This window comes from Acidovorax sp. 93 (genome assembly GCF_003633835.1).
Classification (GTDB): domain Bacteria; phylum Pseudomonadota; class Gammaproteobacteria; order Burkholderiales; family Burkholderiaceae_C; genus Acidovorax; species Acidovorax facilis.
Genome location: NZ_RBIT01000001.1, coordinates 4,464,989 through 4,488,262, shown reverse-complemented (window position 1 = coordinate 4,488,262; position 23,274 = coordinate 4,464,989). Strand labels below are relative to the sequence as shown.

Below are 23,274 nucleotides of genomic sequence, written 5' to 3'. Positions count from 1 at the left end.
GCCTGGCCGGTGCAGGTGCTCAGGCACTCAGCCGTGGCGGCGCGCGCATCTGCTCCGGGGTGGTGAAGTAGGCAGCCAAGGTGCCGAGCTGCTCGCGCGCCTGACGCAGTTCGTGCCGCGCCACAGTGCGCAGGTGCACCTCGTCGGGTCCGTCCATCAGCCGCAGCGCGCGGCCCCAGGTCCAGAACGCCGCCAGCGGCGTGTCGGGCGACAGGCCCATGGCGCCAAAGATCTGCATGGCGCGGTCCACCACGCGCTGCTGCAGGCGCGCGGCCACCACCTTGATGGCGGCGACCTGGGCACGCACAGTGCGCGCATCCGCAGCGTCGCCCTGGTCCAGCAGCCAGGCCGCATGCAGCACCAGCAGGCGCGCCTGGTCGATCTCGATGCGCGACTCGGCCAGCCATTCCTGCACATTGGCCTGCTCGGCCAGCGGCTTGCCAAACGCCGTGCGCTCCAGTGCGCGCTCGGTGGCCAGGGAGAGCGCCAGCTCGCACTGGCCGATGGTGCGCATGCAGTGGTGCACACGGCCGGGGCCCAGGCGCGCCTGCGCCATCGCAAAGCCGGCGCCCCAATCGCCCAGCAGGTGGTCCGCAGGCACACGCACGCCCTGCAGCAGGATCTCGCAATGCCCCTCGGGCGCATGGTGGTGCAGCACACTGATGTTGCGCACGATCTGCACACCCGGCGTGTCCACGGGCACCAGCACCATGCTGTGGCGATGGTGGCTGTCGGTCTGGTCATCACCTGCATTGCGGCAAAGCACGATGAGCAGCTGGCAATGCGGGTGCGCCGCGCCGGTGATGAACCACTTGCGACCGCTGAGCACCAGGTGGTCACTCTCGCGCCGCACCGTGGTCTGCAGGTTGGTAGGGTCGGACGAGGCCACGTCGGGCTCGCTCATCGCAAAGGCCGAACGCATCTGGCCGTGCAGCAACGGCACCAGCCAGCGGGCGCGCTGGGCGGGTGTGGCAAAGCGGTGCAACAGCTCGATGTTGCCGGTGTCCGGCGCGTGGCAGTTGAACACCTCGGCCGCCCACGGCAGGCGGCCCATGGCCTCGGCCAGCGGCGCGTAGTCGAGGTTGGACAGCCGCGTGCCGGGCTCGTCGTCCTCAAGCGTGGGCAGGAACAGGTTCCACAGGCCTTCTTCGCGCGCCAGCGCCTTCAGGTCCTCCACAAAAGGCGGCGGGTAGTCGCCCGCCAGCACGGCCGCATGCCAGGCAGGGTTGTAGGGCAGCAGATACCGGTCCATGAACGCCAGCAGGCGATCACGGCATTGAAGGGCCAGAGGGGAAGGTGCGAAGTCCATGAGGGCATTGTGAAAACAGCGCCAGCGCGCGTCACAACGCAGGCGACAACGGGCTTGATACAAGTCAGGAACGGGCCGGATGGGTGACACAGCGGGCTCGAAAATGCTTCTGTTTTTATAGCTGTTAACGCTTATCAAACAAGCGCTAGAGCCCTATTTCATGCAAGAAACCTCAACGCCACACGCTACCATCGCCCCATGAGCACCCATTACGAAACCCTGACCCACGCCGACACCTACCGCGAGGCCTTTGCGGTCGAGCCACCGCAGGCCCTGGGTGAACGCCACCTGTGGCCACGCAAGCCCGGCTTCTTCATCGTGCATGCGGCCACGGCAGCCGCCATCGCCCAGCCAGTGGTGGCCAAAGCGGCGGCCGACGCCGAACCCAGCCCCCCGGCAGACACGCCCACAGACGCACCCGCCGCCAGCACGGAACGCGTGCTCGTGCCCGCGCAATGGGGCCTGGTGCCGCACTGGGTCAAGTCGACATCCGATGCCAAGCTGCGCGCGCCCAAGCTGGTCAATGCCAAGTCCGACACCGCCTCCACCGGCACCGCGTTCCGCGACGCGTGGCTGAATGGCCAGCGCTGCATCGTGCCCATGGTGGCGTTTTACGAAGACGACCTGCGCAGCGGCAAGGCCGTGCCTACCCGCGTGGCGCGCGTGGACGGCAAGCCCATGGGCGTGGCGGGCCTGTGGGCGCGCTGGCAGGGGGCCGATGGCGAGGTGATCATCAGCTACTGCCTGCTCACGGTAAACGCCAACAACCACGCACTGCTGCACCGCTACGGCCAGCCCGGCAGCGAAAAAAGCATGCCCGCCATCCTGAACGAAGGCGCCTACGACGCGTGGCTCACGGCCCGGCCAGAGAAGGCCAAGGAGTTCATGCGCCAGTACGCGGCCCAGTGGCTGCTGGCCAACCCGGTGGAGAAAAAGGCAGACAAGGTGCCCAAGGGCCTGCTGGGCTGATTCCGCGCCGCGTGAGCGGCACGGTGGCGCGCCGGGGCGCTCAGGACGGCCGCTTCATCTGGCAGGACGTTGGCTGGGCGCTGATGTAGTTATCCCACGCCACTTCGGAGCGGAAGCCATAGCCGGTTTTCTCGGCGTCGTACTTCACGCCCTTGCTGCCCTGCTTGGCCCAGATGCCCAGGTACAGCGGCGCTTCGAGCTGGTGGTCGGTCTTGCGCATGCGCACCTCGCCCATGGGGCTCTTGTAGGTCATGCCTTCCAGGGCCAGGGCCACCTTCTTCGCGTCGGTGGACTGGGCCTTGCGCATGGCTTCACGCAGCATGTGCATGCTGTTCCAGTGCGCGGCAAACACAAAGTCGTCGCCGGTCTTCTTCTTGTAGTCCACGTAGATCTTTTCCAGATCGGGCGTGGGGGCGTTGTGCACCCAGTTCCAGATCACCCCCACCTTGCCTTCGCCCCAGGGCCCGATCTGCGCGGGCGTGCCGGGGTTGTTGGCGTTGAGGGTGAAGTAGTTGATGTTCAGGCCGTAGTCGCGCGAGGACTTGAACAGCAGGGTCAGGTCGCTGCCCCAGTTGGAGGTGATGACCGTGTCGGCCTTGGCAGCGGCCATCTTGGCCACATAGGGGGCAAAGTCGCGCGTCTGCGCGATGGGGATGAAGTCATCGCCCACGATTTCGATGTCGGGCCGCTTGCGCGCCAGGTATTCCTTGGCGGCCTTGGAGACCTGGCGGCCGTGGGTGTAGTCCTGGTTGAGCAGGTACACGCGCTTCACGTCCTTGCGGCCTTGCAGGTAGGTGGTCAGCGCCTCCATCTTCATCTCACTTGATGGATAGAAGCGGAAGTGCCAAAAGCTGCAGCGCTCGTTGGTGAGCTGCGGGTCCATGGCGGCGTAGTTCAGGTACACCGTCGCGCGCTCCGGGTCGCGCTCGGCGAGCTTGTTGAGCCCGTCCACCAGCGCCAGGGCCACCCCCGATCCACCCCCTTGGGTGATATAGCGCACGCCCCGGTCGGTGGCAGCCTTCAGGGCGTTCAGGCTCTCCTGCGGCGTGCCCTTGTTGTCAAAGTCCATCACCTCGAACTTGGGCTCGTTGGGCCCGGCCTTGGCATTGACCTGCGCCACCACCTCGCGCAGCTGGTTGAGCGAGCTTTGGCCGGTGAGCGCAAAGGGGCCGGACAGCAGATCGATAAAGCCGATCTTTACCGTCTCGGCCGCCCCGGCGTGCGTCGCCATCACCAGCGCTGCGGCGCATGCGCCGACCTGAAGCCATTTCCTGGGAACCAAATTCATGTCTGTCTCCGTGGGGTGGGTGAGTGGAAAAGAAAGGAAAGCCGAAAGCCGTCAATGCGTGGCTGCGTTACTCGCCGGCGAACACCGAGCCATGGCGCTGCCGCAGCTCGTTTTTCTGGACCTTGCCGGTGCCGCCCAGCGGCAGGCTTTCGACAAACAGCACGTCGTCGGGCAGCCACCACTTGGCAACACGCTCTGCGAGGAAGTCCAGGATCTGCGCCTTGTCGAGCGACTGGCCGGGCTTGCGCACGATGAAGAGCAGCGGGCGTTCGTCCCACTTGGGGTGCTTGACGCCGATGACAGCGGCCATGGCCACCGCCGGATGCGCCACGGCGGCGTTCTCCAGGTCGATGGAGCTGATCCACTCGCCGCCCGACTTGATCACGTCCTTGGTGCGGTCGCGGATCTGCACCACGCCCTGGGGGCTGATGGTGGCGATGTCGCCGGTGGGGAACCAGCCATCGACCAGCGCCGAACGCTCGGCCTTGTGGTACCGGTCCACGATCCACTGGCCGCGCACCATCAGCTCGCCCTGCGCCACCCCGTCGCGGGGCAGGCTGGCGCCGTTTTCATCCACGAGCTTGAGTTCGATGCCAAACACCGACTTGCCCTGCTTGGCCACCAGTGCATGGCGGTCCTCGGGCGGCAGCTCGGCATCGGCCGCGCCCAGCACGCTCATGGTGGCAATCGCCGTGGTCTCGGTCATGCCCCAGCCATGGCGCACCTCCACGTCGTACACGTCGCTGAACTTGGCGATCAGCGCCTTGGGCATGGCCGAGCCGCCCACGCCCGTGCGCCGCATGGTGGTAAAGCGCAGCTGGTTCTGCTCCACATGCTGGATCAGGCCCATCCAGATCGTGGGCACGCCCGCGCTGACGGTGACGCGCTCGGTCTCCATCAGCTCGTACAGGCTGGCGGCGTCCAGGCGCGGGCCGGGCAGCACCAGCTTGGCCCCGCCAATCAGGGCCGCATAGGGCAGGCACCAGGCGTTGATGTGGAACATGGGCACCACGGGCAGGATGGTCTCCCGCGCGCTGATGCTCAGCACGCCCGGCATGCAGGCCGACAGGGCACTGAGCGCCAGCGCCCGGTGCGAATACAGCACGCCCTTGGGGTTGCCGGTGGTGCCCGAGGTGTAGCACAGCGCTGCGCCGGTCTTTTCATCACATTCGGGCCACTCAAAGCGGTCATGCTGGCCGGCCACCAGGGTCTCGTAGGCCTCGACCCCGGGCACCCCTTGCAGGTCGATGGTGCCCAGCGTGTCGGAATCACACAGCGCCACCCAGTGCCGCACGCGGGGGCACGACGCCGCAATGGCGCGCACCAGCGGCGCAAAGCTGGTGTCGAACAGCACCACCTCATCGTCGGCGTGGTTGACGATGTAGGCCAACTGCTCGGGGTGCAGGCGCGGGTTGCAGGTGTGCATGACCATGCCGCTGCCGGACACGGCGTAATACGCCTCCAGGTGGCGGTGGTTGTTCCAGGCCAGCGACCCCACTACGCTGCCAGGGCGCAGGCCCAGCGCCTGCAGTGCGTTGGCCAGCTGCCGGGCGCGCCGGGCCATGTCGGCAAAGCGGTAGCGGTGCAGGCTGCCATTGGTGTCGCGCGAGACGATCTGCTGGTCGCCGTACTGGTTCTCGCCATGTTCGAGGATGGCCGAAACCAGTAATGGCCGGTCCATCATGCTGCCGGGCTGGTGCTGCTGCATTGCCGTTGTCTCCTAGGGATGTGCGCTGTGCTGCATCGCGGCATCCGCGGGTGCCGGTGCAGAGCCCTCTTTATCGGGGCTGACACATCGTCGCAAACAACGCGGGGCGTGCTTGTCTTCTACGTGACTGGGGTGCGCAGCACCGCCTTGATGCATGGAGGTGTCAAAGGCCCAGCGCTGTGAAAAGCGTGTCCATGCGCGCCTGCACGGCGGCGTCCATGGCCATGGGCCGCCCCCACTCCCGCTGCGTCTCGCCCGGCCACTTATTCGTCGCATCCATCCCCATCTTGCTGCCCAGGCCGCTCACGGGCGAGGCGAAGTCCAGGTAGTCGATGGGGGTGTGCTCCACCAGCAGGGTGTCGCGCGCCGGGTCCATGCGGGTGGTGAGGGCCCAGATCACGTCTTTCCAATCGCGCACGTTCACGTCGTCGTCCACCACCACGATGAATTTCGTGTACATGAACTGGCGCAGGTGGCTCCACACGCCCATCATCACGCGGCGCGCGTGGCCGGCGTAGGCCTTGCGGATGCTGACCACCGCCATGCGGTAACTGCAGCCTTCGGGCGGCAGGTAGAAGTCCACGATCTCGGGGAACTGCTTTTGCAGGAGCGGGATGAACAGCTCGTTCATCGCCAGGCCCAGCACGGCGGGTTCGTCGGGCGGCTTGCCCGTGTAGGTGCTGTGGTAGATCGCGTCCTTGCGCAGGGTGATGCGGTCCACGGTGAGGACGGGGAACTCGGCGCATTCGTTGTAGTAGCCGGTGTGGTCGCCGTACGGGCCTTCCAGCGCGTGCTGCCAGCCGCTCGGGTGGCTCGCGTCGGGCTGGATGTGGCCTTCGAGCACGACCTCGGCGGTGGCGGGCACCTGCAGAGGCACGCCCAGCGCGGGCGTGACCTCGGTGCGGGCGCCGCGCAGCAGGCCGGCGAACTGGTACTCACTCAAGCTGTCTGGCACGGGCGTGACGGCGCCCAGCAGCGTGGCCGGGTCGGCGCCCAGCGCCACGGCCACGGGGTAGGGCTGGCCGGGGTGGACGGCGCAGTGGTCGGCAAAGTCCAGCGCCCCGCCCCGGTGGGCCAGCCAGCGCACGATGACCTGGTTGCGCGAGAGCACCTGCTGGCGGTAGATGCCCAGGTTCTGCCGGGCCTTGCGCGGCCCGCGCGTGATGGTCAGGCCCCAGGTGATGAGGGGTGCCACGTCGCCGGGCCAGCAGTGCTGCACGGGCAGGCGGGCCAGATCGACATCCGGCCCCTCCCACACCTCCTGCTGGCAGGGTGCGCCGCGCGCCACGGTGTGCGGCGCCATGTTCCAAAGGGTCTTGAGCAGCTGGCCCATGCCCAGCATGTCCTTGAAGCCTTTCGGCGCCTCGGGCTCCTTGAGGGTGGCCAGCAGTTCGCCCAGGGCGCGCACACCGCGCAGGTTGGCCACACCCATGGCGCGCGCCACGCGGTCTGTGGTGCCAAACAGGTTTGTGAGCACCGGCATGGTGTGGCCCGTGGGCTGCTCGAACAGCAGCGCTGGCCCTCCGGCGCGCAGTACACGGTCGCTCAGCGCTGTCATCTCCAGGTGGGGCGAAACCGGCTCCGCCACGCGGCGCAGATCGCCCGTGGCTTCGAGCTGGGCCATGAAGTCGCGCAAGTCGCGGTAGGCCATATCGGGTCCAGAATATGAATCAAATAGGCCGCTAGCGCTTGCCCAATAATCGCAAACAGCTATCTATTAAGGAGCATTCAGCTCCAGACCCTGCCACCGAGGCGCCAGGGCGTGCGGCACATCGATAAGGTCGAGCACGCGCGCCACGCTGTAATCCACCACCTCGCCCACGGTCTGCGGGCGCAGGTAGAACGCGGGCAGCGGCGGGCAGACGATGCCGCCCATCTCGGTCACGGCCACCATGTTGCGCAGGTGGGTGAGGTGCAGGGGCGACTCGCGCACCATCAGCACCAGGCGGCGGCGCTCCTTGAGGGCCACGTCGGCCGCGCGCGTGAGCAGGTTGTCGGCCAGCCCATGCGCTATGGCAGCCAGCGTGCGCATGGAGCAGGGTGCCACCACCATGGCATGGCACTGGAACGAGCCGCTGGCGATGGCCGCGCCCACGTTGGCCACGTCGTGCACGCGGTGCGCCAGGGCCTCCACTGCAGCGCGGTCCATGTCCAGCTCGTGCTGCAGGTTGCGCCAGCCGGCGTCGGAGACGACCAGGTGGGTCTCGATGCCGCTTTGGCCCTGCAGCACCTGCAGCAGGCGCGCGCCGTACACGGCGCCGCTGGCGCCCGAGATCGCGACGATGATGCGGCGGGTGTGGGCAGCATCAGCCATGCGTGGGCTCCATGGCGGCAGAACGAACCAAGGGCTGCGCCTGCTGATCGGCCTCCACCTGCTCCAGCACCAGCGCGGCCTGCACGGGGTCGAAGTCTTCGTGCGCGCGTTTTTTCACGCCGTACTGCTGCAGCTGGTAATGCCGGTCGGCAACGATGCCGTGGCGCGCGAGCGTGCTTTTGACGCAGACCAGCGGGCAGCCGTCGAGCGCGATGATGGGCCGGCCCGAGCGCACGGTTTTCATGAGGTGCGGCACATCGCCACCCACCCCGGCGATGCACGACATCTCGGCCACGCCGCGCCGGTCGAGCTGCAGCGCCACGTGGTTGGCCAGCTGGGCGGCGCTGGAGCAGCCCGAGCAGGAATAGACCAAGGGGTGGTTCTGGGGATCGGTGTCGGTGGCCATGCTTATCCTCCGTTGCGTGGTGTGGGGTCCAGGCGGCGACGCAGGTGGCCCAGCACCTCGCGCGGCGCCAGCCTCTGCGCCCACTGGCGCGGGTCCAGCACCGGCAACTCGATGGCATCGAGCGCGTTCTTCACCACCAGGCCCAGCTCGGTGTCGCCCTCCATCGACAGCCGGCGACTGAAGAACAGCGTGTCCGGGTCTTGCTGGCGCTGGGCCAGCAGCAAAAAATCATGCGCTGTGGCGCTCAGCGTCACGTCGGCCACCGCCGGGGCCACCAGCGGGGCGTGGGGTGCAAAACGCTGGCCCGTCCAGGCAAAGTCGAAGGCCAGACGCGCATCGCGCACTTGCACGCGCATCTTCTTGTGCAGCAGCAAGCGGCCCACGTCATCGGGCAGGTGCCGCGCGAGCGCCAGGTTGAGCGCCGTCACCAGCAGCATCGAGCCGGGGTAGGCGGGCAGGCGCGCCAGCAAAGCCCCCACGGGCGGCGGCACCAGCCGTGGGTTCGCGGCAGGCGTGGGCGAAGAAGGGAAAGCAGCCATAGGTTGAAGACGGGCCCTCAGGCCACGTAGAAAAACACGGTGAAGAAGTGGCAGACGCTGCCGCCCAGCACAAACAGGTGCCACAGCCCATGGCCGTGGCGCACGCGGTGGTCCAGCGCATAGAAAACGATGCCCAGCGTGTAGCAGGCCCCGCCCGCCAGCAGCCAGGCAAACCCGGCTGGCGTGAGCGCCTGCCACAGCGGCACCACGGCCACGAGCGCCAGCCAGCCCATGAGCACATAGATGACCAGCGACAGCACCCGCGCACCACGCGCCCACCAGATCTCCTGCGCAATGCCCAGCAGGGCCAGGCCCCACACCACGCCCAGCAGCGACCAGCCCCAGGGCCCGCGCAGCGACACCAGCGCAAACGGCGTGTAGCTGCCCGCAATCAGCAGGTAGATGCTGCAGTGGTCCAGCTTTTGCAGCACGGCCTTGATGGAGCGTCGGCGCACGCTGTGGTACGCGGTGGACGCCGCGTACAGCGCCACCAGCATGGCGCCATAGATGCTGAACGCGACCACCTTCCACGGGTCACCCAGGCGCGCAGCGAGGGTGATGAGCACGGCCGCGCCCGCCGTGGCCAGCAGGGCGCCGACCAGGTGGCTGATGCTGTTGAAACGTTCTCCGGTGTACATGGGGGATCTGCCTTGGCGTTACGGATGCATGGGAGGCTGCGCGGCTGCACTGCCCGCAGCGCCGTGAAGCCCCTGCTCCAAGCCCGGTCGCCCGAACCAGTAGCCGTTGCAGGGCAGATCGGGCATGAACGGCTGCATGCGCTCCACATAGTCAGGTGCCTTTTCAACAGCATCCTCCGCAGCCACGGCGCGGCGGGCTTCGTCAAACGCCGCGATCACCTGCGGCATGTGCTGAGCCTGCGGGCTCAGCCGCACCACGTCCACACCCTGGGCGCGCATCGCGGCCAGCTCATTGGCCAGGTTGTAGACGCGGGCCGACTGGGTCTGCGTGCCGTTGAGCACGAGAAAGCCCTCGCTCTCGCGCGTGCGCAGCGGCAGTCCGTCAGCATGGTCGAGGCAGCTGAACTGGCAGTCGTCCTTGGGCAGGTTGCGGTGGCGTGCGGTAAAGCAGCGTGCCGAATAGGCCAGCGGCATGCGTCCGTAAGCAAACACCTCGGTCTCCAAACCTGCGGGCCGCTGCGCCAGCACGGCGGAGAGCGCGGCCTGCGACATTTCGAGCGGCATCACCCAGCGGGTGGCACCCAGTTGCGCCATCCATTGCAGCGAGTGCGCGTTGTAGAGGTTCAGGTGCGGCCCAGCCACAAAGGCCTGCGGCCCGGCAGGTGCGCGCGCAAGGCAGCTCACGGCCCCCATGTCATTGGCCTCGACCAGAAACTCGCCGTTGCCCGTGATCTTGTGCATCACGCCCACGTCGGCGCTGGACTCGATGAGCACCTGGCTGGACAAGACCGCCTCCTTGCCCGAGTCCCGCAGCATGCGCGCCAGCGCCAGCCAGTCGGCCAGGCGCAACTCATGGCGGCGTGAGCACACCGTCTCGCCCAGGTACACCACATCCACGGGCGTGGCGGCCATGGCTTCGTAGAACGCGAACACGGTGTCGCGGGGCCAGTAGTACAGCAGCGGGCCGAGAGAGAGTTTCATGGGGCGGTCTCCGGGGTTTTTATCGTGGGATCCAGACGCTAGTAGCGGCTCACAAACCTCAGCGAAGCGTTCTGGCTAGGCGCCGCGTCGCAGGCAGTACGGCCAGTACGACAAGACGCGGCAACGACGCCAGAAGAGGTTTGTGAGTCGCTCATCATTTCCAGGGGCGGTGGTAGGCACCCAGCGTGTGCTGCTGGCCTTCTGCCACCTGGTCCAGGCTGGCCATCCAGCGCGTCTTGGGCGCGTAGCGGTGGGGATAGGCCAGGCACTGGTCCATGGCCTCGCGCCAGACCTGGGTGACCTGCGCCACATACGCGGGGCTGCGCTGGCGGCCTTCGATCTTGATCGCGCGCACGCCCATCTTGAGCAGCTGGGGCAGCAGCTCCAGCGTGTTGAGGCTGGTGGGCTCTTCGATGGCGTAGTAGTTCTCGTCGTCCCCCACATCGAAACGCCCCTTGCACAGCGTGGGGTAGCCCGCGTTCTCGCCGGGCGCATAGCGGTCGATGAGCACGCCGTTCAGGCGCGACTCGCGGCCCTGCGGCGTCTCCACCCAGCGCACGGCCTTGGGCGGAGAGCACACGCCGTGCGTGTTGGGCGATTCGCCGGTCACGTACGACGACAGCGCGCAGCGCCCCTCGACCATCACACACAGGCTGCCGAAGCCGAAGACTTCGATCTCGACCGGCGTGCGATCGATGACCTGGCGCACCTGCTCCATCGAGAGCACGCGCGGCAGCACGGCGCGCACGATGCCGAACTGCTCGCGGTAGAAGTTGATGGCCTCGTAGTTGGTGGCCGAGCCCTGCACCGACAGGTGCAGGCGCAGCCGGGGATGGTGCTGCACCGCGTAGTGCATGAGGCCGGGGTCGGCCAGGATGACCGCGTTCACGCCCAGGTCCACCGCCTTGTCCAGTGCGCTGCGCCACGGCCCCGGGTTGGCCGCCTGCGGGTAGGTGTTGAGCGCCATGAAGACCTTGCAGCCGCGACAATGCGCATAGGCAATGCCGTTGGCGATGGCGGCCTCGTCAAAGTTGAGGCCCGCAAAATTGCGCGCATTGGTGGCGTCGCGCAGGCCCAGGTAGACGCAGTTTGCGCCGTGGTCCACAGCGGCCTTCAGGGCGGGCAAGCTGCCGGCGGGGCAGACGAGTTCCAGACCGGGGGTTGCAGCGTCAGGCAGCACCGCCTCCATCGATTTCAGGGGTTTCATCACAAACATTCAAACGCGGGCCCCGGGCCGGGCCACAGCACTGGGCGCCACCATAATGAGGACACCCCACGCATCCGCTGATCTTCATCAACGGCGGTGCACAATTCCGGAGCAAACCAGTCGGGTTTTGATGTGGCCCGCCTCCGCAGCGCACCCCATAGCCGCCAGGCCTTGACTTGCGTCTACGCTGTCCCACTTTTCGCTCCTTCCTTTTGCCCACCCCGGGCGCTGCCCTGTCATGAACAAGAACCTGTGGCTGCTGGCGCTGTGCCAAGGCCTTTTCCTCACCAACAACGTTGTCTTCATTGCCATCAACGGCCTGGTGGGCCTGCAGCTGGCGCCCTTTGGCTGGATGGCCACGCTGCCGGTGATGGGCTACGTGGTGGGCGGTGCGCTGTCCACGCCCCTGGTGGCCAGGACGCAGATGCGCTGGGGCCGCAAGGTGTCGTTCCAGATCGGGCTGGCCGTGGCCGTGGCATCGGCCGCCCTGTGTGCCTGGGCGGCGTTCAGCGCCAGCTTCTGGCTGCTGTGCACGGCCACCCTGGTGGCGGGCTACTACAGCGCCAACGGCGGCCTGTACCGCTTTGCCGCCGCCGAACTGGCCAAGCCGGACTACCGCGAAAAGGCCGTCTCGCTGGTGCTAGCGGGCGGCCTGCTGGGCGCCGTGGCAGGCCCCAACCTGGCCAGCGCCACGCGCACGCTGTTCCCGGTGCCGTTTGCGGGCGCCTATATCGCGCTCATCGGTGTGGCGCTTCTGTCCATGCTGTGCATGACAGCCATCCGGTTCGAGGTGCAACCCGTGGTGCTCAATGCTGCGGGGCAACGCGAGCAAGGGCGCCCCCTTTCTGTGCTGATGCGCCAACCCGCCTTCATCGTGGCCATTGTGGGCGCCGCGCTGGGCTATGGGGTGATGAACCTGCTGATGGCGGCCACGCCGCTGGCCATGCAGGTGTGTGGCTTTGACTTCGACGCCTCGGCACTGGTGCTGGAGTGGCATGTGATCGGCATGTTCGCTCCCGGCTTTGTCACCGGCCACCTCATCAAGCGGTTTGGTGTGCTGCCCATCATGGGCACGGGGGTGTTGCTCAACCTGGCGTGTGTGGCGGTGGCGCTGATGGGCGTGGAGCTGCACCACTTTGGGATTGCGCTGTTCTTCCTGGGCGTGGGCTGGAACTTCCTGTTCACCGGCTCCACCACGCTGGCCATGACGGCCTACCGCCCTGAAGAAAAGGACCGCGCCCAGGCGGCCATCAACTTCTGCGTGTACGCCACGCTGGCGTTGAGCGCGTTCTCGTCGGGCGTGCTGGTCACCACGCAGGGCTGGACGCTGCTGAACGCCGGGTCGCTGGTGCCCATTGTGGTGACGGGGCTGGCACTGGCCTGGCTGGGTCTGCAGCGCAAGCGCGTTTCACGCGGCGTCTGAAGGCACCTCAGCCACAGCGCCTTCTGCGGCCACCGTGGTGCGCAGCCACTGTGCAAACGCCGCCACCGCCCGGTCTTCCAGGCGCCCCGGCGCCACGAAGAGGCTGTAGCCCCGCGCGCCGCTGTCGTGGTGCGGGTGGGCCAGCACCAGCTCGCCCGATTGCAGTTCGCGCTCCACAAAATACCGGGGCACCAGGCCAATACCCAGATCGGCGCGCACGGCCTCCACCAGCATCGAGAACAGATCAAAGCGGTGGCCGCCCAGGGTGTGGGCCGGCACGCGCGTGATGCCCGCGCGGGCCAGCCAGTCGTCCCACGCCCCCAGGCGCGAGCTGAGCTGCAGCAGCGGCACGGCCCGAAAATCGCCGCGCTCTGTCGCACGCCGGTGGCGCGACTGCGGGGCACACACGGCCACGCAGACCTCGGGCATCAGGGGCGCTGGTACCACGCCGGGCCAGGCCGCGTCGTTGTACTGCACGGCCACATCAAACGGGATCTCCGCCATGTAGATCTGCGTGGGGTACACCTGCAGGTGCAGGCTGCAGCCTTTGTGCTGCGCAAGGAAGGCAGGCAGCCGGGGCAGCAGCCAGCGCTCGGCAAACACCGGCACGCAACCCACCAGCAGGCGCGCGCCATCGGGCCGCTGGGCCATGGCTTCGAGGGTGTGGTTCTGCAGCCGCAGCAAGTCGCCCACCACCTGCGCGTGGTAGCGGCGGCCTACGTCGGTGAGCGTGGAGCCGCGTGCGCCGCGCTGCACCAGTTGCAGGCCCAGCTGGCCCTCCAGCAGGCGCAGCTGCTGGCTCACGGCGCTGTGGGTGAGGCAGAGTTCTTCGGCCGCCTTGCTTACGCCGTGGTGGCGTGCCACGGCATCGAAAACAAGCAGGGCGCGGGTGCTGGGGATGTGTTTGCGCATGTAAAAAAACTGTCGGCTGGGCAGATTAAAGCAGAGCCCAGGGGCAGGGTTCGGTCCAACAATTGCATGGCACTGCATGCCGGCACACGGCTCCATCCACGATGGCTGGACAGGCCGGTCACCCCTTCCGTTTGTGTTCGTTTTTCGCTGGATCACCATGACTCTCCCTCTCCATACCTTCCGTGCCACAGCCCTTGCGGGTGCCATGGCCCTCGCCTGCGCCGCCTTGCTGCCCGGTGCCGCCCATGCGCAGTTCGGCGCCGTGGCGCCCACACCCACCACGCTGCGACCCGCCGTGGACAAGGCCTACGGCCAGCTCATGGCTGCGCCCCAGATCCTGCAGCTGCTTGACGCCGTGAAGGCCGACCACGACCGCGCCACCGAAGACCTGCGCATGCTCACCGAGATCGAGGCGCCTCCGTTCAAGGAACAAAAGCGCGCCGAAGCCTTCCTGGCCCGGCTCCAGTCCCTGGGCCTGACCAACGCCGCCATCGACGCCGAAGGCAATGTGGTGGGCGTGCGCAAGGGCACGGGCAACGGCCCCAAGCTGGTCATCTCGGCCCACCTGGACACGGTGTTCCCATCCGGCACCGATGTGAAGGTGAAAGAGCGCGACGGCAAGCTCTATGCGCCCGGCATTTCCGACAACACGCGCGGCCTGGCCGTGCTGCTGTCGTGGCTCAAGGTGCTGAACGACCAGAAGATCGCCACCGTGGGCGACCTGGTGTTTGTGGGCAATGTGGGCGAGGAAGAGCTGGGCAACCTGCGCGGCATGAAGCACCTTTTCAAGGAACACCTGGACATCGACGGCATGGTGGCGCTGGAGCCCGCGCCCGATGGCACGGTGCTGGTGCTGGGCACGGGCAGCCACCGCCACGAGGTGACCTTCAAGGGCCCCGGCGGCCACAGCTACGCCGCGTTTGGCGAGGTGCCCAGCGCCATCCACGGCATGGGCCGCGCCATTGCCAAGATCGCCGACATCCGCACGCCCAAGAGCCCCAAGACCACGTTCACCGTGGGCACTGTGGGCGGCGGCACATCGGTCAACACCATCGCGCCGGATGCGCGCATGGCGGTGGACATCCGCTCCGACGAAACAGCCCCGATGCTGGCCACCGAAAAGCAGGTGCTGGCCGCCGTGGACAGCGCCGTGACCGAAGAGAACGCACGCTGGGGTGTGAACACCCTGAGCGCATCGACCAAACTCATCGGCGACCGGCCCGGTGGCCGTACGGCGGCGGATTCGGTCATTGTCGAAGCGGCCGTGCGCGCCAACACGGCGTTTGGCCGCAAGACGGTGCTGGGCGGCGCGAGCACCGATGCCAACGTGCCCATGTCGCTGGGCATCCCCGCCATCGTGATCGGGGGCGGCGGCAAGACGGGCGGGTTCCACGCGCTGTCGGAGTGGATCGACCTGACGGATGCCTGGAAGGGCGCCCAGACCTCGCTGGTCACGGTGCTGGGGCTGGTGGGGGTACAAGGCGTGAGTGCGCCGCTGCTCGACAAGCGCCCACCCCGCACCAAGTAGTGGCGCGGCACCCCAGCGGCGTCACCCCGTTCACGATTGTTGACACGAAGGCGCCGCCGAGGTGCGTACCATGGGCGGTTCCGTCCGGGCTGGCACACTGCCGCCCTTCATCCCTCTGCAGGAGAACACCATGGGTTTGCTCGATTCCGTTCTGGGTGCCGTTATCAACAATGCATCGCAAGGCAGCAATGGCGCCGCTGCAGCCGGTGGGGCCGGGAGTGGCCTGGGCGGCTTGATCAGCCTGGCTGCGCAGAACCCGCAGCTGGTGCAGGCCGTGATGTCCCTGATCAGCAACGACGGCCCGGTGGGTGGTCTGCCGGGGCTGATGGCCAAGTTTCAGCAGGCGGGGCTGGGCAATGTGATTGCGTCCTGGCTGAGCGCGGGGCCGAACCAGGCGATCTCAGGCGAACAGTTGTCCAGCGTGCTGGGCGCCGGCCCGCTGTCGCAGATCGCATCGCAACTGGGCGTGGGCCCCGGCGCTGCAGCAGGCCAGCTGGCCCAGGTACTGCCGGGCCTGATCGACCAGCTCAGCCCGCGCGGCGAGGCGCCGCAGGGCGGGTTTGGCACCTCGAACGACCTGTTCGGAATGCTGGGCGGATTGTTACAAAAATGATAGCTAATGGCGCTTGATAGATAAGCGCTGGCGGCCATTTTGGCTTGAAATTTTGGGTAACCGCGACGACCCGGCTACCTCACTGCCGGACAGCGCCGCACCAGCCACTGCTGCAGCAGGTCGAACACCGGCTCGGCCAGTTCCGGGCTTTCATTGAACAGCTCGTGGAACAGGGGTTCAAAGCAGTGTGCATGCACGACGGCCTTGGGGGCTGCGGCCGCAAAGGCACGGCTGCCCGCAGGGTGGACCAGCTTGTCGCTGCCCGCCCACATTAGCAACGTGGGCACGCTCCAGTGCGTGGCGCGGGCCACGGTGGCGGGGCCGCCGTTGGCGATGAAGCGGGCCAGGCGGGCGCTGATGCGGTCGTGGCACAGCGGGTCGGCCAGGTAGGCCGCGACCACGGCCGGGTCGTGCGAGAGGTACTGCGCATCGAGCCCATTGCCCACGCGCAGGTTGGGTGCGATGCGCGGCAGCGTGGCCAGCAGCAGCTTTTGCACGGCGCCCAGGCCCGCATCCAGCGCGGGGGATGACAACACCAGGGCGTCCACAGGCCGTATCTTCAACGATACAAAACGCGAAGCCACAAGCCCGCCCATGCTGTGGCCCAGCAACACCAGGGGCTGGCCTGCGGGCATGCGGGCGCGCGTGGCGTCCACCAGGTCGGCCAGGTCATCCAGCAGGCGCAGGTCCGAAGTGAGGCCGCCACGCGGCCCGCCGGATTCGCCGTGACCATACTGGTCGTAACCCCGCACGGCAAAACCCCAGTCGTTGAGGCGGCGGGCCACCGCGTCATAGCGACCCACATGTTCGCCCAGGCCGTGCACCAGCAGCACGGTGCCCCGGCAGGGCTCGCCCTCGGGCAGGGGCCAGTCCTGCACAGCCAGGTTTTCGCCGTCGCTGGCGGTGAAGGTGGTGAGGGTGGAGGGAGCGAGTTCGTCGGCGTCGAGGGTCATGGTGAAAGGGCTGGCACGGACAGGGGAGCAGAACGCGGATCAGGCGGGGTGCAACACGGGGGATGCCGAGCAAGGGCCGCCCCGCAGCGAGGGCATCGTCCCCCTTCCCGAAGTCACGCAGCGACTTCGAGAGAAGGGGGAAGGCGCGCAGCGACTCAGGGGGTTGTACCCGAGCTTTCCGCCATGCCGGCAATCACCTGCGCCACGGCGGCGGTGAGCTTTTTGGCGTAGGGCACATGCAGGAACTCGTTGGGGCCGTGGGCGTTGCTCTTGGGGCCGAGCACACCACACACCATCATTTGCGCGGTGGGGAAGCCTTCGCTGAGCATGTTCATGAGCGGGATGGTGCCGCCCTGGCCGATGTAGCCGCAGGGCGCACCAAAGTGGGCCTGCGAGGCGGCGTTGAGCGCCTGCTCGAACCAGGGCGTGGTGGCGGGGGCATTCCAGCCTGTGGCGCCGCTCATGCTCTGGAAGGTGACCTTCGCCTGGTAGGGCGCGTTGTCTTCAAGCAGGGCTTTCAGCTCCTGCACGGCGGCGGCGGCGTCCACCAGGGGCGGAAGGCGCAGGCTGAGCTTGAAGGCGGTGTAGGGGCGCAGCACATTGCCTGCGTCCTGCAGGGCCGGGAAGCCTTCGGCGCCGGTCACGCTCAGCGTGGGCTCCCAGGTGCGCTTGAGCAGGGCCTGCAGCGGGTCGGTGGTGGTGGGCAATGCAAAGGTAGTGGAGCCGCCGCAGTCGTAGTGCGCCCAGGGGAAGCGCTTGTACACCTCTTCGCCCAGGATGCCCGCCGTGGCGCGGGCCTGGGCCAGGCGGTCGGCAGGCACTTCGCAATGAAAGCTCTGGGGCAGGAGACGGCCGGTGGCGCTGTCTTCGAGCCGGTCGAGCACCTGCCGCATGATGCGGAACGACGAAGGCACCAGGCCCGAGGCGTCACCGGAGTGGATGCCTTCGGTGAGGATCTCGACCTGGAGCGTGCCGGTGGCCATGCCGCGCAGGCTGGTGGTGAGCCACAGCTGGTCGTAATTGCCAGCGCCCGAGTCCAGGCACACCACCAGTGCCACGTTGCCCATGCGGGGCTTCAAGGCATCGATGTAGGGCAGCAGGTCGCGCGAGCCGCTTTCCTCGCAGGTCTCGATCAGGCCCACGATGCGCGGGTGGGGCACGTTCTGGCGCTTGAGCTCCTGCACGGCCGCGATGCTGGCATAGACCGCGTAGCCGTCGTCGGCACCGCCGCGGCCATAGAGCTTGCCGTCTTCGTACTTGGGCGTCCAAGGGCCGAGGTCGTTGCGCCAGCCGCTGAACTCGGGTTGCTTGTCGAGGTGGCCGTACATGAGCACGGTATCGGTGGCGCCGGCCTGGGTGGCGTCGATTTCAAAGAACAGCACGGGGGTGCGGCCTGGGAGGCGCACGATTTCGAGCGTGAGGCCTTCAACCTTCTGCGACTCGACCCACGCGGCGGCGTTGCGCACCACGGTGTCGAGCAGGCCCTGCTCGGCCCAATCGGGCGAGAACATGGGCGACTTGGCGGGGATGGCGATGTAGTCGGTGAGCTGGCGAACAATGTCGTTGTCCCAGGCTTGGCTGACCCGTTCGAGGGCCAGGGCGGGTTGCAGGGCGTGGGGTGGGACTCGGGCGTTCATGGGCAGCTCTCCTGAATACGGCGGATCTTGTGGACCGAAACCAGCATTCCAACACAACGCCTGTGCGGGCGCCATGGCAGGTATCCATACACCCGCGACATAGTCTGGCAGCGCTGTGGCAGGGGGCGCAGCTCTTCTTCGGGTGGTGTGCCCAGCGTGGCCCGTCCCGCGTCCCTCTTGGGGGTCAATACCGGGAAACAGGATGCGTGTCGGGATTGGCCTGTGCCGCCGCCAGGGAGGCGGGGCGCCGCAGGCTGGTGGACACCTCCACCCGGTTGCGGCCGTTTTCCTTGGCCTGGTAGAGCGCACGGTCGGCTGCGGCGATCAGCATGTCCCAGCTGTCGCCGAGCTCCAGCCGGCCGCCAAAGACGCCAATGCTGACCGTGACGGCAATGCCCAGGGCCGCGTCGGTGGTTGCATCTGGCGCGGCTCCGCCCACTGCGCGGATGCGGCAACGCGATTCCTCCACCGCCTTGCACAGTTCCCGCGCCAGCTGCTCGGCCCCCAGCAACGTGGTGTCGGGCAGCACCACCATGAATTCCTCACCCCCGTAGCGGCCCACCAGGTCCTGCGCCCGCACGCGCTCGCTCAGCACATTGACCACGCTGCACAGCACCTGGTCACCGGCGGGGTGCCCGTAGCGGTCGTTGACCCGCTTGAAGTGGTCGATGTCCACCATCATGAGCGCGATGGATTCGCGCGAGCGCACGGCGCGCGAGACGTCGCGGTCCAGCGCCGCGATCAGCGAGCGGCGGTTGGCCACGCCGGTAAGCGGATCCAGCGCCGCCATGATGCGGTTGTTCTCGTCGGCACGGTCGCGTGACATGAACACAAATCCCATGGAGCTGATGAGCACCACAGAAAACGTGGCCATGAAGGTCAGCGTCTGCAGCAGGCTGCCCGGGAGGATGCTGGTGGCCGTCTGGCTTTCGCCCAATGCCAGCAGCGCGCGGCCGCCCAGCACCAGCGCCTCCAGGCCCAGCCCGGCCACCAGCAGCCACTGCCCGCGCCCCACGGTGGCATGGCGGCGCTCCAGGGCCGCCACCAGAGCCCACACGGCCTGCAGCCCGATGACCAGGCCCACAAAACTCGCGCGCGCCGGAAAGTTGTCGATAAACACGATGACAAAACACGTGACCAGCGCCGACGGTGTGAGCAGCAGCAGCCACCGTGGCGGGCGCCCCTGGAACTGGTAGATCGCGGCGATCATCCCCACAAACACGCAGGACAGCAGCAGGTTGCCCAGCACGATGGACACCACATCCGGCACCAGGCCCCGCAGCATGATCAGCAAATGCCCGACGGCATTGACCATCAGGGCGGCCGCCCACCGCCCCAGGCCATCGCGCCGACGCCCCCAGCCCACCACAGCCATGGAGGCGGCCATCATGAGCGAACTCACGATGATCATGACCAGCATGGTGGGAACGTGGGCGGCCATGGATGGGGTGGGCGGTGTGGTGGGGGGTTTCAGATCAGCATAAACGAAGGTCTGCAGACCGCAAACCGCCAGATGACCACGCGCCCCCGCCGCACAGCCGATTGGTCGGATGCAGTGGGCTATTGCAACTGGGCGGGTGCGCGCGCGCCACCGCCGGGGGCGTGCACCGCCTCGCCCTCGCCCGTTTGTGCCATGGGCGCGGCCAGGGCCGCGCGCTGGGTGTAGCCGATACCGCCACCGGCAGCGCCCTCGGCCCGCGAGAGCTTGAACACCTGCACCGCCCCCGCAAGACGGGAGGCCTGCTCCCGCAGGCTTTGGGCTGCGGCGGCGGATTCCTCCACCAGGGCAGCGTTCTGCTGTGTCATCTGGTCCAGTTGGTTCACGGCAGTGTTGACCTGGCCGATGCCGTCGGACTGCTCGCTCGATGCCGCTGTGATCTCTCCAATGATGTCGCCCACGCGTTTGACCGAGCCCACGATCTCGTCCATGGTGGTGCCCGCGTTCTGCACCAGGCGTGCGCCCGATTCCACCCGCTCCACCGAGGCGCCGATGAGCGCCTTGATCTCGCGCGCGGCCTCGGCACTGCGCCCGGCCAGACTGCGGACCTCGCTGGCCACCACGGCAAAGCCCCGGCCTTGTTCACCTGCGCGGGCGGCTTCCACCGCTGCGTTCAATGCCAGGATGTTGGTCTGGAACGCAATGGAATCGATCACGCCGATGATGTCGGCAATCTTGCGCGAGCTTTGGTTGATGTCGCCCATGGTGGTGACCACCTCACCCACCACCTGGCCACCGCGCGCGGCCACGGCGGCGGCGGTGCTGGCCAGCTGGTTGGCCTGGCGCGCGGCGTCGGCCGACTGGCGTACCGTGGAGGTGAGGTGCTCCATGCTCTGCGCGGTCTGCGCGAGGCTGCTGGCCGTGGCCTCGGTGCGGGCCGACAGGTCCTGGTTGCCGCTGGCGATCTCGGCGCTGGCGGTGGTGATGCTGTCCACCGCCGTGCGCACCTGCTGCAGCATCTGCGTGTAGCGCTGGCGCATGCCTTCCACCTCCTGCACCAGCGCGCCGATTTCGTCGCGCCGCGTGGTGCGGAATTCTTCGGTCAGGTCGCCCTGCGCTACCAGGGTGATGGCCTGGGTCAGGTCCTGCAGCGGGCGGCTTACGCCCCGGCGCAGCATGAGGAACAGGCCGATGGCCAGCAGCACCACGGCCACGGCCATCAAGCCCCACACGGCGAGCGTGACGCGGCGCTGGCTGGCCATGGCCTCGCCATCGGCCACCTCGGCCACCACCCACCAGCCACCGCCGGTCTTGCGCACCAGGGCCCAGGGGTCTTCGGCGCCTGCGCCCAACACGGGGGCGGCTTCACGAACAAAGCCATCGGGCGATGCGGCCAAGGCTTCAAAAAACGGGCGGGCCTGGGGGTAGGCCTCCAGCACACGCTTGCCGCGTGCGGTGGGGTGGTACACAAACACCGCCTTGTCGAGCGAGGTGCCGGGGTTGATCACGTACGTGCCGCCATGCTCGAAGAATTTGGTCTGCGTGACCTGCTTTTGCAGCATGGCGTGGAACACGCTGATGTCGTTGCCGATGAACAGCAGCGCAATCACCTTGCCCGAAGCGTCCTTGGCGGGCAGGTAGTGGCCCATGAAGGGCTTGCCGCCCACCACGGTAACGCCGGTGTAGGGCTCGCCTTTGGCCACGGTGGCATAGGCCGGGTCGTCCTTGCCCAGCGGCGTGCCCTGCTGGCGCTCGCCCTTGTCGTTCTTGACCGAGGTGGTGATGCGGATGAAATCGTCGCCCTTCTTGGCGAACACCGTGGCGATGCCACCGGTTTCGTTAGCGAATTTATCGACCGAGCCGTAGTCCTCGTTGACCAGCGCGCCATAGCTGCGCAGCTCGCCCGAGGCTTCGTCGAGCTGCATGGTGGCCTCGAAGTAGCGCTGAAAGCCCTTCATGGTGAGCTGCACCAGCTCGCGGTTGGTGTTGTCGGCAGCGTCCAGCGACTGCGCCACGCTCTGCGCGGTGTCGCCCACACTGGAGGCGACCAGGGCGCGGGTGCTGCGCTCGGTCAGCACGGCAATGGCCAGCCCCACCAGCACCAGCACCAGGGCCACCAGCGCAATGGCGGTCAGCGTGACCTGGCGCGCGACGGAACGGTTGTTGGCAAGGGAAGCAGCCATGCAGTGTGTCTCCTGGAGATTGAAAGCCCAAAGCCGGCTGTCGCCGGTCTGCGGTCACTCTACGTCCAGAGGCTTGTTACATTTATTCACGCATTCCCTTACGCAAAGCTGCGTACCTCAACGCCACCGATGTGTGAGTCATGGCCTGCGAAACTGGCACTGCCCAAGCCGAGGACGCCGAGCAAGTACCGCCCCACAACGAAGGCGTAGGGGGAAGGCGCAAAGCGACTCAGCGGATCTTCCCAGTCATCCAGCCCAGGCCTTGCGAGGTGCCCGCTGCGGGCCGGTATTCGCAGCCGACCCAGCCGCCGTAGCCCAACGCGTCGATGGTGTCGAAGAGAAAGGGGTAGTTCAGCTCCCCCCGGTTAGGCTCGTGGCGCCCGGGCACACCGGCAATCTGAACATGCGCCACCCGGCCCGTGGGCAGGTACTGGTGCAGCTTGGTGGCCACGTCACCTTCCACGATCTGGCAGTGGTAGAGGTCCATCAGCACCTTGAGGTTGGGGGCCTGCGCCGCATCAAGCAGCTCGTGCGCGTGATCCTGCCGGTTCAGAAAGTAGCGCGGCATGTCGCGCAGGTTGATGGGCTCGATGAGGATGTCGCACCCCGCGCGCGCAGCCTCGGCCGCCGCCCAGCGCAGATTGCCAACGCACAGGTCCTTGAGGGATTCGCGCTCCACGCCGGGCGGCACGATGCCCGAGAGCACGTGGATGCGCGGGCAGCCCAGCACCTCGGCATAGCGCAGGGCTTCTTGCACGCCCGCGCGGAACTCGGCCTCATGCCCAGGCAGCGCTGCGGTGCCGCGCGCGTTCTGGTCCCACGCCGCCGCCATGCGGCTGCGGTCGGTGCCGCCAGGCGGGGCATTGAACAGCACCAGCTGCAAGCCGTTGTCCGCAAGCCGGGCCGCCACCTCGACGGGCTCGAAGGCATAGGGAAACAAGAACTCCACCGCCGTGAACCGGTCGCGCGCCGCAGCGGCAAAACGGTCCAGAAACGGCAGCTCGGTGTACATCAGGCTCAGGTTGGCGGCAAACTGGGGCATGGCGGGCGCGGGCGGAAGGTGGAATCAGAGCGCAGCAGCTTATCGTGCAGCATCGGGGCCAGCAGCCCTTGACAAGCCTCAACCAGGTTCCACCCATGAAAAATATGAGCCAAATTGGCACCTAGCGTTAATGGATAAGCGCTAGTAGCTATTAATTTGATAGTATTTTACTCTCCTACCAGGACA

The 23,274-nt window shown here is 67.4% G+C and carries 20 protein-coding genes; 4 read left to right on the top strand and 16 right to left on the bottom strand.

Annotated elements, in window-relative coordinates; all coding sequences use genetic code 11:
- Positions 1-19: 19 nt before the first annotated feature.
- On the bottom strand, positions 20-1,309 hold the full coding sequence (locus C8C93_RS20475) for an acyl-CoA dehydrogenase family protein (protein ID WP_121508111.1): 1,290 nt from the start codon (positions 1,307-1,309) through the stop codon (positions 20-22).
- Between the two features lie 198 nt (positions 1,310-1,507).
- Here C8C93_RS20475 and C8C93_RS20470 point away from each other — a divergent pair, with 198 nt between their 5' ends.
- Positions 1,508-2,278 carry an SOS response-associated peptidase gene (locus tag C8C93_RS20470; protein WP_121508110.1) on the top strand — a complete coding sequence of 257 codons (771 nt, stop codon included), beginning with the start codon at positions 1,508-1,510 and terminating at the stop codon, positions 2,276-2,278.
- Between the two features lie 40 nt (positions 2,279-2,318).
- Here C8C93_RS20470 and C8C93_RS20465 read toward each other — a convergent pair whose 3' ends face one another.
- From C8C93_RS20465 to C8C93_RS20425, 9 genes are all read right to left on the bottom strand, one after another.
- Positions 2,319-3,566, bottom strand: a complete 1,248-nt coding sequence (locus C8C93_RS20465) for a branched-chain amino acid ABC transporter substrate-binding protein (RefSeq protein WP_121508109.1) — start codon at positions 3,564-3,566, stop codon at positions 2,319-2,321.
- Between the two features lie 67 nt (positions 3,567-3,633).
- Complete coding sequence (locus C8C93_RS20460) at positions 3,634-5,274, bottom strand: long-chain-fatty-acid--CoA ligase (RefSeq protein ID WP_121508108.1); 1,641 nt, start codon at positions 5,272-5,274, stop codon at positions 3,634-3,636.
- 163 nt (positions 5,275-5,437) lie between these two features.
- Positions 5,438-6,925: a 4-hydroxy-3-polyprenylbenzoate decarboxylase gene (gene ubiD, locus C8C93_RS20455; protein WP_121508107.1), complete on the bottom strand. Its 1,488-nt coding sequence runs from the start codon at positions 6,923-6,925 to the stop codon at positions 5,438-5,440.
- Positions 6,926-6,991: 66 nt separating this feature from the next.
- Positions 6,992-7,588 (bottom strand): UbiX family flavin prenyltransferase, encoded by a 597-nt coding sequence (locus C8C93_RS20450; protein WP_121508106.1) that lies wholly within the window; start codon positions 7,586-7,588, stop codon positions 6,992-6,994.
- Positions 7,581-7,994 (bottom strand): putative zinc-binding protein, encoded by a 414-nt coding sequence (locus C8C93_RS20445; protein WP_121508105.1) that lies wholly within the window; start codon positions 7,992-7,994, stop codon positions 7,581-7,583. Before C8C93_RS20445 ends, C8C93_RS20450 begins: the two co-directional genes overlap by 8 nt.
- A 2-nt stretch (positions 7,995-7,996) precedes the next feature.
- Positions 7,997-8,533, bottom strand: coding sequence for an SCP2 domain-containing protein (locus C8C93_RS20440; RefSeq protein ID WP_121508104.1), 537 nt, complete (start codon positions 8,531-8,533; stop codon positions 7,997-7,999).
- Positions 8,534-8,550: 17 nt separating this feature from the next.
- Positions 8,551-9,171 carry a hemolysin III family protein gene (locus C8C93_RS20435; protein WP_121508103.1) on the bottom strand — a complete coding sequence of 207 codons (621 nt, stop codon included), beginning with the start codon at positions 9,169-9,171 and terminating at the stop codon, positions 8,551-8,553.
- An 18-nt stretch (positions 9,172-9,189) separates the two neighbouring features.
- On the bottom strand, positions 9,190-10,152 hold the full coding sequence (locus C8C93_RS20430) for a U32 family peptidase (RefSeq protein ID WP_121508102.1): 963 nt from the start codon (positions 10,150-10,152) through the stop codon (positions 9,190-9,192).
- Between the two features lie 154 nt (positions 10,153-10,306).
- A complete protein-coding gene (locus tag C8C93_RS20425) occupies positions 10,307-11,341 on the bottom strand; it encodes a peptidase U32 family protein (RefSeq protein ID WP_121508902.1) in 1,035 nt (344 codons plus the stop codon).
- Between the two features lie 256 nt (positions 11,342-11,597).
- Between C8C93_RS20425 and C8C93_RS20420 the strand changes: the two genes are divergently transcribed.
- Complete coding sequence (locus tag C8C93_RS20420) at positions 11,598-12,782, top strand: MFS transporter (RefSeq protein WP_121508101.1); 1,185 nt, start codon at positions 11,598-11,600, stop codon at positions 12,780-12,782.
- On the opposite strand, the gene C8C93_RS20415 is transcribed toward C8C93_RS20420, so the two are convergent.
- Positions 12,768-13,694 (bottom strand): LysR family transcriptional regulator, encoded by a 927-nt coding sequence (locus C8C93_RS20415; RefSeq protein ID WP_121508100.1) that lies wholly within the window; start codon positions 13,692-13,694, stop codon positions 12,768-12,770. The two genes, C8C93_RS20420 and C8C93_RS20415, sit on opposite strands and share 15 nt — an antisense overlap.
- A 157-nt stretch (positions 13,695-13,851) precedes the next feature.
- Between C8C93_RS20415 and C8C93_RS20410 the strand changes: the two genes are divergently transcribed.
- The gene (locus C8C93_RS20410) at positions 13,852-15,222 is read left to right on the top strand and encodes a M20/M25/M40 family metallo-hydrolase (protein WP_121508901.1); all 1,371 of its coding nucleotides are present in this window, start codon (positions 13,852-13,854) and stop codon (positions 15,220-15,222) included.
- A 130-nt stretch (positions 15,223-15,352) separates the two neighbouring features.
- Positions 15,353-15,835, top strand: coding sequence for a YidB family protein (locus tag C8C93_RS20405; RefSeq protein WP_121508900.1), 483 nt, complete (start codon positions 15,353-15,355; stop codon positions 15,833-15,835).
- Positions 15,836-15,909: 74 nt separating this feature from the next.
- On the opposite strand, the gene C8C93_RS20400 is transcribed toward C8C93_RS20405, so the two are convergent.
- The 5 genes from C8C93_RS20400 to otnI form a co-directional block, all read right to left on the bottom strand.
- The gene (locus C8C93_RS20400; protein WP_121508099.1) at positions 15,910-16,788 is read right to left on the bottom strand and encodes an alpha/beta hydrolase; all 879 of its coding nucleotides are present in this window, start codon (positions 16,786-16,788) and stop codon (positions 15,910-15,912) included.
- A 155-nt stretch (positions 16,789-16,943) separates the two neighbouring features.
- Complete coding sequence (locus C8C93_RS20395; protein WP_121508098.1) at positions 16,944-18,425, bottom strand: M20 family metallopeptidase; 1,482 nt, start codon at positions 18,423-18,425, stop codon at positions 16,944-16,946.
- A gap of 184 nt (positions 18,426-18,609) precedes the next feature.
- The gene (locus C8C93_RS20390; RefSeq protein ID WP_121508097.1) at positions 18,610-19,866 is read right to left on the bottom strand and encodes a diguanylate cyclase; all 1,257 of its coding nucleotides are present in this window, start codon (positions 19,864-19,866) and stop codon (positions 18,610-18,612) included.
- A 119-nt stretch (positions 19,867-19,985) separates the two neighbouring features.
- A complete protein-coding gene (locus C8C93_RS20385; RefSeq protein WP_121508096.1) occupies positions 19,986-22,046 on the bottom strand; it encodes a methyl-accepting chemotaxis protein in 2,061 nt (686 codons plus the stop codon).
- 229 nt (positions 22,047-22,275) lie between these two features.
- Positions 22,276-23,088 (bottom strand): 2-oxo-tetronate isomerase, encoded by an 813-nt coding sequence (gene otnI, locus C8C93_RS20380; RefSeq protein ID WP_121508095.1) that lies wholly within the window; start codon positions 23,086-23,088, stop codon positions 22,276-22,278.
- Between the last annotated feature and the right edge of the window lie 186 nt (positions 23,089-23,274).